At 68.9% G+C, this 9218-nt stretch carries 7 protein-coding genes; all 7 read right to left on the reverse strand.

Annotated elements, in window-relative coordinates:
* Positions 1-166: 166 nt before the first annotated feature.
* The 7 genes from AB0442_RS40585 to AB0442_RS40615 all read right to left on the reverse strand — a co-directional run bounded on the left by AB0442_RS40585 (position 167) and on the right by AB0442_RS40615 (position 9114).
* Complete coding sequence (locus tag AB0442_RS40585) at positions 167-448, reverse strand: hypothetical protein (protein ID WP_366168547.1); 282 nt, start codon at positions 446-448, stop codon at positions 167-169.
* A gap of 197 nt (positions 449-645) precedes the next feature.
* Positions 646-1050, reverse strand: a complete 405-nt coding sequence (locus tag AB0442_RS40590) for a DUF6009 family protein (protein WP_366168548.1) — start codon at positions 1048-1050, stop codon at positions 646-648.
* Entirely contained in the window at positions 1047-2474 is a 1428-nt protein-coding gene (locus AB0442_RS40595) for a phage/plasmid primase, P4 family (RefSeq protein ID WP_366168552.1), read from the reverse strand. The genes AB0442_RS40590 and AB0442_RS40595 overlap by 4 nt, the downstream gene beginning before the upstream one ends.
* A gap of 176 nt (positions 2475-2650) precedes the next feature.
* Positions 2651-3685, reverse strand: a complete 1035-nt coding sequence (locus AB0442_RS40600; RefSeq protein ID WP_366168553.1) for a bifunctional DNA primase/polymerase — start codon at positions 3683-3685, stop codon at positions 2651-2653.
* Positions 3686-4678: 993 nt separating this feature from the next.
* On the reverse strand, positions 4679-5248 hold the full coding sequence (locus AB0442_RS40605) for a Uma2 family endonuclease (RefSeq protein WP_366168549.1): 570 nt from the start codon (positions 5246-5248) through the stop codon (positions 4679-4681).
* Between the two features lie 989 nt (positions 5249-6237).
* Positions 6238-7119, reverse strand: a complete 882-nt coding sequence (locus AB0442_RS40610) for a cytochrome P450 (protein WP_366168550.1) — start codon at positions 7117-7119, stop codon at positions 6238-6240.
* 744 nt (positions 7120-7863) lie between these two features.
* Positions 7864-9114 carry an IS701 family transposase gene (locus tag AB0442_RS40615; protein ID WP_366168551.1) on the reverse strand — a complete coding sequence of 417 codons (1251 nt, stop codon included), beginning with the start codon at positions 9112-9114 and terminating at the stop codon, positions 7864-7866.
* Positions 9115-9218 lie beyond the last annotated feature (104 nt).

The following is a 9218-nucleotide window of genomic DNA, read 5'->3' on the forward strand; positions in this document are numbered from 1 at the left end:
TGCGACAACACCCCACGAGCCCACTCCGACCTCATGGCTCATGATCATCCACGACGCCCCCCACACTCCCCGTCTATCGCGCACCAAGTTGTAAGCTCCTTGGCGCGTTGGGCGGCACCCTCGGTGACCACGGCGACCACCTCGCCGTCCGGGTGGTCCGGGTGGCTCACTCGGTGCTCTGCCGGGCCAGTAGGTCGGTGACAGCTTCGTCGATCGCGTCGACGGCGTCCAGGTCGGTGGCGAGCAGCACCCGGCCGCGGTAGGCGGCGGCGATCTCGGCGACCGTTACCAGGTCGACCACGGTACCAACCTCGGCCACCTCGTCGAGCCGGTCGACCAGCACCCGGCGCAGCAGCTGGGCGGCGAGCTCGGCGTCGAGGCGTTCGGCGTCGCCGGGGAAGCCGTGGCCGGCCCGCAATGCGGCCCGTAGCTCTTGCACAGTGTCCATCGACGGTAGTCCGAGGCGACCTGCGCTGTGTTCGGTGGGCCGGGCGCTCATTCCCACCATCCTCCATGTCGGCTCGGACCGGCGCGGGGCCGGTTCATGCACTGCTGACGGTACTCGTCCGGGTCGGCCCGAGGGACCGTACCTGGCAACCGGCTGCAGGATCGAGGCGCTGGCTTCGGTGACAGGGACGGGCCGGGTCAGCTCTTGCGAAGCGTTATCCCCAGTTCGACCATGGCCGGAGAAGCCGGTCCGCCTTGGGAGCGCTCGGTCTTGTCGCCCTTGATGGTGGGCGCGACGGTGCGCGGGTCAATGGCTTCGGAGGGGGCGCCGCTGGCGTAGAGACCGTCGGGCTGCTGGTCGCGGTCATGGGGGAGGAGCCAGAAGACGCGGCGGCGGAACGTGCCGGAGGCGCGGGAGGCGGGTGCGGCGGGGCCGAGGATGGCGTAGCCGACCATGCGGCCGTCGCGGTGGTAGGGGGGGCGGCCTTTGCGGGAGTTGAGGCGCTCGAGGGACTGGCGGACGTAGTCGAGCCGCTCGGGGTCTTCGAGCCAGCGGATCTCGATCTCGTGTGCGAGGTCGGCGGGGTCGATCAGGGCGCTCACGGCTGCGGCTCCTCGTCGGCCAAGAGGCCGATCCCGGGGTAGTACTTGCGGGAGTTGGACAGGACCATGTCTTTGGGGGATGTCATACCCAGTGTTTCGCGCACTCGTGCGGCGAAGGCGCGGGCGGTTACGGGGTTGGCTCCTTCTTCGCTGCACCAGCGTGTGTAGGCGCCATAGAGCTGGGCTTGTTCGGCGCGGAGTCCGTCGGCGATCTTGCAGGCTTCGCCAAGGAACCGTCCGACGCTGTCTTCGGTCTCGGCGTAGGCGCTCGTGGCGGTCTGGACGCGCTGGGGGCCGGCGAGGTCCTTCTCGCCGCTGAAGTAGCGGCGTGCACCGGTGATGAGCCAGGCGAGGATACCGGGGCCCTCTTCGGCGACCAGGACGCCGGCAAGGTTGTCGATCTTGCGGTCCTCGGCAACGACGCGTTCGAAGGGGATCATGCGCATGCGGCGCCAGAACGCAGGGCCGCCGGTGCCAACCTCAGGCCGATGGTTGCCCAACAGCCAGAGCTTGTGGGTGGGGGTGAAGCTGAAGAAGTCCTGCCGCATGCGGCGGGCCTTGATCTTGTCGCCGCCGGTGAGGAGTTTGACCCGGGCTTCGTCGAAGCGGTCGCCCGGCTTCAGCTCGGAGCACATGATGATGCGCCGGCCGTGGAGCTCGGCGAGATCGGTCGGGTGGCCGTCGAAGGCCTTCGCCATGAGGAAGCCGGGCGGGGCCGCGTCCGCGTAGTCGCCGAGGAGCTGAAGCATGGCATCGAGAAGAACGGACTTGCCATTCTTTCCGCTGCCGTAGAGGAACGGCATGATCTGCGCGCCGACGTCGCCGGAGATGGAGTAGCCGAGGCACAGGTGCAGGAAGTTGATCATTTCCTGGCCTTCGGCGTCGGTGCCGAAGGTGTCACCGAGGAAGCGGAACCAGCGGGGGGTGGGCATGGTCTGCGGGGCGACGGTGGTGGAGCGGGAGTGGCTCTGCTTCTTGGGGTCGGGCGGGGTGATGTGTCCGGTGCGCAGGTCGACGACGCCGCCGGGGGTACACAGGGCGTAGGGATCCGCGTCCAGGGTGGAGGCGTGCATGACCATGCCGGGAGCGGCCTTGGCCTGGTCGAGCATGGCGTTCATGCCGTTGGTGGACAGGGCCCGGCGGCGGTGCCTTGCGAGTTCGGTGTTGGTGTAGGTGCCGGTGGGGTCGTGGAGGCTGAGTTGTTCGGCGAGATCGCCGGCGGCCCACAGGACGGTGTCGGTCTCGTCGATCTGCCAGCGGTGGCCGGCCCAGCTGTACCAGCCGAGGCCGGGGACATAGCGGTAGTCGCCGCCGTAGAGGTGGACGAAGAGTTTGGCGTTGCCACGGTCGCTGAGGGAGTCGGGCAGGAGTCCTCTGGGGGTTGCCGTGGGGGCGGGGGCAGGTGCGTTCCCCGGTGTGGTCATGGTCGTGTGGCGGGATGCCGGGGAGGCGTGGGTTGGCTGCATCATTTCCAGGAGGCTGTCCTGGATCGGAGCGGGCGCGTTCCCCGGCTGGGCGGACAGGGGCGCGGCTTGCGCGGCGAGGATCTGCTGCGCTGCTGCCTGGGGGTCGAAGCCCCCGGCCCCGTAGTCAGTGGAGTTCATGCGCGTCCTTGAGGGTGAAGCGGGCGCCGGGCGCCTGCTTCGAGTCCGGTGCGGATGATCGATTCGCAGCGCCGGTCCTGGTGGGGGCGGGCTGTGGTGGCGGTTTCGCGCAGGAGGCTTTCGGCTTCGTGTGGGCGCAGGCGGCCTGCGGCGACGAGGCCGCCAGCAGTGAACGCGGCGCGGTTGAGTTTCTCGGTGAAGCCCATGCCTTCGGGGGCGGCTGCACAGGCCGCGACTTCGGCGAGCACGGTGTGAAGGGCTTTGGGCACGGACGTGGCGCCGCCGGCCGCGATGACGGCCTGGCGGGCCCGCGGGGGCGGCATAGTGGCGGCCGCGGTGGGGGAGTGGAGCTCTTCGGCGTGATGGGTGCGCAGGAGGTCCTGGGCGAGCCAGTTCGGCAGCGGCGCAGGGCTGCGGCTGGTGCCAAGCGCGATGTAGGTGCCGGCGGGAGTCGTGGTGCCGGGGGCGATGATGTATCCGCCGCGGGCTCGGATGTCGACCTGCCAGGCCAGGGCACGGTTCTTGCCGGACCCGGTGGACGAACGCAGCGGCAGGTGGGGATGGGCCCGGTACCAGATGTGCAGGCCTCCGGAGGGGGTGCGCACTCGGAGGGTGGCGGTGTCGTCGGCCGGGCTGGGGGCGCCGCGCAGGGCTGCGAGCAGGCCGAGAGTGTGGAAGCCGTTGGCCAGGCCGGTGAGGTCGACGTGGTCGTCGATCGGGATACCGGGCAGGAGGCGGTCCCGGGAGGGGACCGGTGCGGGGTGGGCATCCACGTCGATGACGACCAGACCGGCGGGGCCGCAGGCGATGCCGACGCCGAAACGCGGGTTCTTCGTCCACCAGGTGCGGATGAGCGCGGGGTCGGTGGTGGCCGCGAAGAAGCCATGGCACCAGCGGCCGGCGGTGAGGCAGGGGCAGCCCTCGGCTGTGTGTCCGGGGCTGGAGCATGCGGCGCAGTTGCCGGCAGGGAGCTTGCTGCCAGGAGTGAGGGGGTGGACGGGCCAGCCCTGCTCGGCGCACCAGAGTGCAATGGCTGCTGGAGCATGGGCACGCGAAGCGAGGGCGTCGCCAGGGCTCACCGCCACTCGGTCCCTCCCCACCCTGTCTTGCAGATCCTGTGCTGGCGCTCGGCTCGGTCTTCTGTCGCTGACGCATTCTTGCAGGTCAGCAGGCATCCAGCGACTGAAGCGACCCATTTTCCAATATGAAGTCACAGACTAGCGGAGGACCGGGGGCAGACACCGGCTTCTGGTGGTGCGGCAGCGACTGTGGGGATGGGGTGAGCGACTGGGCCGCTTGGGTCGCTGGGGTTGGGTCGCTGGGGTTGGCGCAGGTCAAAACACCTGTGACTGATCAGAAAGCGACTGAAGCGACTCAAGGTCGGTTATATGAACGCGTACGCGCGCACGCGAATGCCGTCATATACCGAAACCTCGGTCGCTTCAGTCGCTACCCGCCAGTTACATCCCTCTGACCTGCGCAAACGCAAGCGACTCAACCCCAGCGACCCAAGCGACCGAGTACTTCACTCCGGGCGGAATAGCCTCGTTGAGGCAGGCAGTGCCGTGGTTTTCCCGTTCGGTCGCTCCACTGGGCGTGTCGCCCCGATCGGAGCAGCGACTGTGTGGGGTGGGGGTAGCGGCCGGGTCGCTTCAGTAGCTACCGCCTGTCCGCACATTTCCGCAGGTCAGACCTGTTGGGGCGGGCTGATCAGCGACTGAAGCGACTCAAGGTCGGTTATATGAACGCGTACGCGCGCACGCGAATGCCGTCATATACCGAAACCTCAGTCGCTTCAGTCGCTACCCGCCAGTTACATCCCTCTGACCTGCGCAAACGCAAGCGACCCAACCCCGGCGACCCAAGCGACCGAGTCACTGGCAGCCTTCTCGCAGGCAGGAAGCGACTGAAGCCCCGATACCAGGACCTGGGTCGCTTCAGTCGCTGCTTCTCCGCGGCCAGTTTCCAGAACGCAGCACGGCGCCCGCCCCACTCGAACGTGAGGCGGGCGCCGAGAAGGTTGTTCAGAGCCGGCTGGTGTCGAGCTCGAGGTTGAACGGGGCGGGTAGCCAGACAGGGGTACCGAAGGGGTGAGGCCCGTCGGCGGCTGCGTAGCCGAGCCGGGTCGGCTCACTGAAGAGCGTGCACTCGCGGTTCTGCCGGTCCACCAGAAGGTACAGCGGCGCGCCGTACTGCCCGTAGCGGCGCCGCTTGGTGACTCGGTCGGTCTCCGCATTCGACGGGGAACTGACCTCGACGATCAGCAGGGTCTGGTCCGGCACCAACGGGCCTTCGGTCTTTATGGCAAGTTCGGAGGGCACCACTGCCAGGTCCGGGACATACCAGTTCTCACTGCCGGGGAGGTCGAGGTTGCCTGAGCCTGACACCAGGTCGAGCTCTTCCAAACGGGGGGTCAGCTGGCGCCGGACCACCTCGGCGGCAGACTCGTGGGCCCAGCTCGGCGACATGGGGGTGATGACTCCCTCGATGATTTCAGCGCGGTCGCCAGCCACCCGGCGCAGTGCGTACTTGAGAGCCCGCTCCGGGTCGGCCACGGTGCTGTAATCCTCGGGGTGCTGCGATGCTGTGCTCACAGGTTCTCCTTCCCGTCCTGATTCTCCTCCTTCCAACGAGACTTGGGTGCCATCCACAGAACGACACCCAAGTCACAGTCGGTCACCCTGCCGCCTCAGCCTTCTTGCCCTCTTCGGACCGCTTTGACGATCCAAACGCCAACCGTGATCAGTCCGCCGGCGGCCTCAGCGTGAACCGATCGGGGTCCACAAGCAGGTCGGTCCGTCGGAACGCTGTTTCGTAGGACGCTGTTCGTCGCGGCGATGGAACTTGGCGGCAGTACGGCGGACCCGCTCTCTGTAGGGATGCGGTTGCTCGGCCCGGCGTGGTCGGCAGCACGGGTCCAAGGGGTGTTTGCCGGGGCGGCCAAGTCTGAGGACTTCCTTTCCGGTGCCGGTGAAGGAGACCGCCGCGAAGGCGGTGAAGAGGCAGATCGCGATCAGGCTGGGGCGCGGGCACTGACCCGGTCTCCTCCTTGACATGATCGGCGCGTCCCGGGCCCAGCAGATGTACAGGCACGGCACCACGGCTTCGGCCCGTTCGCCGAAGCCGTGGTGCTGTGCGGGGCGAGGCAGGACAGAGAGGCGCGGCGGCGCGGTCCGCGGCCAGCGCCGCGATCCCGAAGGAGGCGCGTCACCAGTCGGAGGCCCAGCAGGACGTACTGGACAGCGGCAGCCAGGTGGAGACTGCGGCGGGCAACGGCGGTCGCTGCCGCGATCAGCAGGACAGCGGTCACCGTGACCGGCCGTGCCGTCATCGGCGAGCGAGTCAGGACCGAGCAGGCCCAGCATGTACCCGCGCCGACCTTGGCCAGCGCGGTCATGACGACCAGGGTCGCGAACTGGACGACCCAGCCGCCGGACAGCCAGCCAGCGAACGGCCCCGAGGCTCGGGCGGTCCACACGAAGGTAACGACCGATGGTTGCGCCGCCGAGCATTCCCGCCAGCGGTGCGTCGCAGGCCGGGGGCGCCGACCGGTCAGCCGTTAGAATCAGCAGCCGGGACGATCTCAGACCCGGTGGACCGCCTCGATCACGAAACCGCTCCGTGGCCGGGCGATCATCCGCCCGAGCGGGATGCTCAGGTCTTGGCTGGGAAGGGTGTAGTCCAGCAGGGCCAGGCGCTGGGAAAGGGCCTCGAGTAGCCCGATCACCACGGCCTCACCAGGGCAGCGGTGGCCGGTCGCAGGATCTCCTCCACCTTGAGGGATCAACTGGTCCACATCGCCGGGATGGCGGAGGAACCTTTCGGGCCGGAATTCGTAGGGGTCCTTCCACAGGTCGGGATCGTGGTTCTGCCCATACAGATCAAGCAGCACCATCGTTCCCTCGGGGATGGGTTCACCTTGGTAGAAAAGGTCGGTCGCGGCCGTGCCGCCTACGAACGGGGCGAACGGGTAGAAGCGGCGGATCTCCTGGACGAACGCCCGGGTGTACTGCGCGTCGCCCCCTGCAAGCTTCGTGCGGGTGTCCGGCCAGCGATGCAACGCGTGGGCGACAAACACCATGAACCAGCAGACAGCGACCGTTGGACGGATGATGTTCAGCACCTCGACCGCGGCCACACGAGAGGCCAGCAGGTCGCCGTCCAGGTCGCGGTGCAGCGCGACCCGCTCCACCACGCAGTCTGGCGGAAGGCCGGCCGTCCCGCTGCGCACCTGGTCGACGATTGCGGCAATCCACGTCTCCCGTCGGCGGCGGGCCAATCGCGCGCGCCAGTGCCTGGGCCCGGGGGTTGCGAAGCCGTCGACCATGGCGACCAGGTCTGCGGTGAGCGGCCCGGTCCCGTCATCGGGCAGCGGAAGCCCCGCCCACCGGCAGACACCCTCGGTGAGGATCTGTGCCACCGCGTCCAGCAGGACCACCCGGGGCCGGTCCGCCCAGGTCTCCACCGCCCCATCCCAGCTTCCCCGACGCTGTCGACCAGTGCCCGGACCCGGTCGGGGTCGGCGAGTAGCGAGAGAAACATGGCCTTGCGTAGCCGGTGGACCTGCCCGTCGAGGGAGTGGACCGCGCCATGGCCGAAGAGCGTGCTCTTCACCGGCTCGGGAAGTGCACCCGTCCGCTGGACGTGACGCTCGTCGTAGAAGAATCGGACGGCTTCCGGCCCGTGCAGGGCAGCGGTCGGCTTCCCCATCAGGCGCGCCCGCGCCACTGGGCCGGGCTTGCGGCGACGCAGGTCCGGAAGCCAGGCGTAGCCGTGCATGAGCAAGGAGAGGGAGCTGTCCCACCAAGGGGCCCGTCGTTGGTCCATGGACCTCGGCTGCCCCTGCCGAATCATCGGAAACAGATTCTGCCCGGACGGCCCACGGCCGAGGACCGCACGGGTCCACCATGATCGTCGCAACGGAAGAGCACGCTGCGCCGCGCCGGACGCGGTTCGCACCCGCGCGACGAGCGACCGCAATGCCCGCTTACGCCCCGGCCCGTGCCAGGACCCGCTCCGCTCTATGGCCGTCGTGCCTTGACCAACCTGGCGCCGCCGCAGCCGTGGGGTGGCGTGGCCGTCCGTGACGGCCGCCTAGTAGGGCTTGGTCAGGTTCGTATGGGTGTGGGTATGTCGCGGTGGCAGGTCGGGCAGCGGCCGGTCCAGGTGGCGAGGACCAACTGCAGCTCGCGGACGACCTGGTAGAGGCTCAGGCCGCTGCCGTTCCTTTTGGGGCCCGGGCCAGCCTTTGCAGGGTGCAGAAGGCGTGGGCGAGGGCGACGAGGGTGACGTGGTGGTGCCAGCCGGTGTAGGTGCGGCCTTCGAAGTGGGCCAGTCCCAGGGCCTGCTTCATCTCGCGGTAGTCGTGTTCGATGCGCCAGCGGAGCTTGGCCAGACGGACCAGGGTGGTCAGCGGGGTGTCGGCGGGCAGGTCGGAGAGCCAGAACTGCACCGGCTCGGGCGCTTTGGCCGGCCATTCGGCCAGCAGCCAACACTCGGGCAGCTCGACGCCGTCGGCGGCGTCGCGGATCTCGCGTCCGGCCGGGCGGATTCGCAGTGCGAGGAATCGCGAGTACATGCGCTTGAACCCGGTGCGGCCCTTGCCCGGACGGGTGCCCTCGCGCCAGGACACCGGCCTGGCCGCGGTCCGACCCGCGTCCATCACCAGGGCCTTCACGCTCTTCGCCGCCTCTGGATACCGGGCGACCGGCGGACGGCCCCTCCCGCTGTAGGGCGGGGTGACCGGTCGCGCGGAGCTGGGCTGGGCGCTGAGGGAGGTGGAGATCCCCACCATGTAGTTCAGTCCGCGCTCGTTCAGGCCCAGCCGGAACGCCGCCGCGTCGCCGTATCCGGCGTCCGCGACGACGAGCGGGACGTGCACGCCCCAGGAACGGGTCTCGTCGACCATGTCCAGGGCGAGCTGCCACTTCTCCACATGACCCAGGCCCACGGGGATCTGGCAGCGCTCGCGGCGGGCGACTTTCGCCGGCTCGGCCTTCTCGGAGGCCGGGTCCCAGGACTTGGGGAGGAACAGTCTCCAGTCGACGGCGGTGGAGGCGTGGTCGCAGGCCAGGTGCAGTGAGACCCCGACTTGGCAGTTGGTGACCTTGCCGGCGGTGCCGGTGTACTGCCTGGACACGCACGCGGAGGCATCGCCGTCCTTGAGAAAGCCGGTGTCATCGACGATCAACGCCGTCGGCTTCACCTCGCTCTGCATCCGCCACGCCAGCCGGGCCCGCACATGCGCCGGGTCCCACGGGCTTGAGGTCACGAAGTGCGCCAGCGCCTGCCGGTTGCCGTCCTCGCCCAGCCGGGCCGCCATCGGCTCCACCGACTTGCGCCCACCGTCCAGCAGCAGTCCGCGCAGATAGACCTGCCCCCAACGGCGCTGATCGTTGCGGGTGAACGCCTCGAACATCTCCGCCGCGAACGCCTCCAGATCCTCCCGGACCTCAGCCATCTCCCCAGGTGATGCCCCTATGGTTCGTCAAGCCGTTCGGGGTGCAGGCAGCGGTAGTGGCGAGGCGGACAGGCAGCGGTGGATCTCTCGGGCAACGTATCGCT

It is taken from the genome of Kitasatospora sp. NPDC085895, from assembly GCF_040702125.1.
Classification (GTDB): Bacteria; Actinomycetota; Actinomycetes; order Streptomycetales; family Streptomycetaceae; genus Kitasatospora; species Kitasatospora arboriphila.

What these genes read in the sequence shown, in the direction of transcription:
- AB0442_RS40585 (WP_366168547.1), bottom strand. Translation starts at nt 448, where the DNA reads ATGGACACTGTGCAAGAGCTACGGGCCGCATTGCGGGCCGGCCACGGC.
- AB0442_RS40595 (WP_366168552.1), bottom strand. Translation starts at nt 2,474, where the DNA reads ATGACCACACCGGGGAACGCACCTGCCCCCGCCCCCACGGCAACCCCC.
- AB0442_RS40615 (WP_366168551.1), bottom strand. Translation starts at nt 9,114, where the DNA reads ATGGCTGAGGTCCGGGAGGATCTGGAGGCGTTCGCGGCGGAGATGTTC.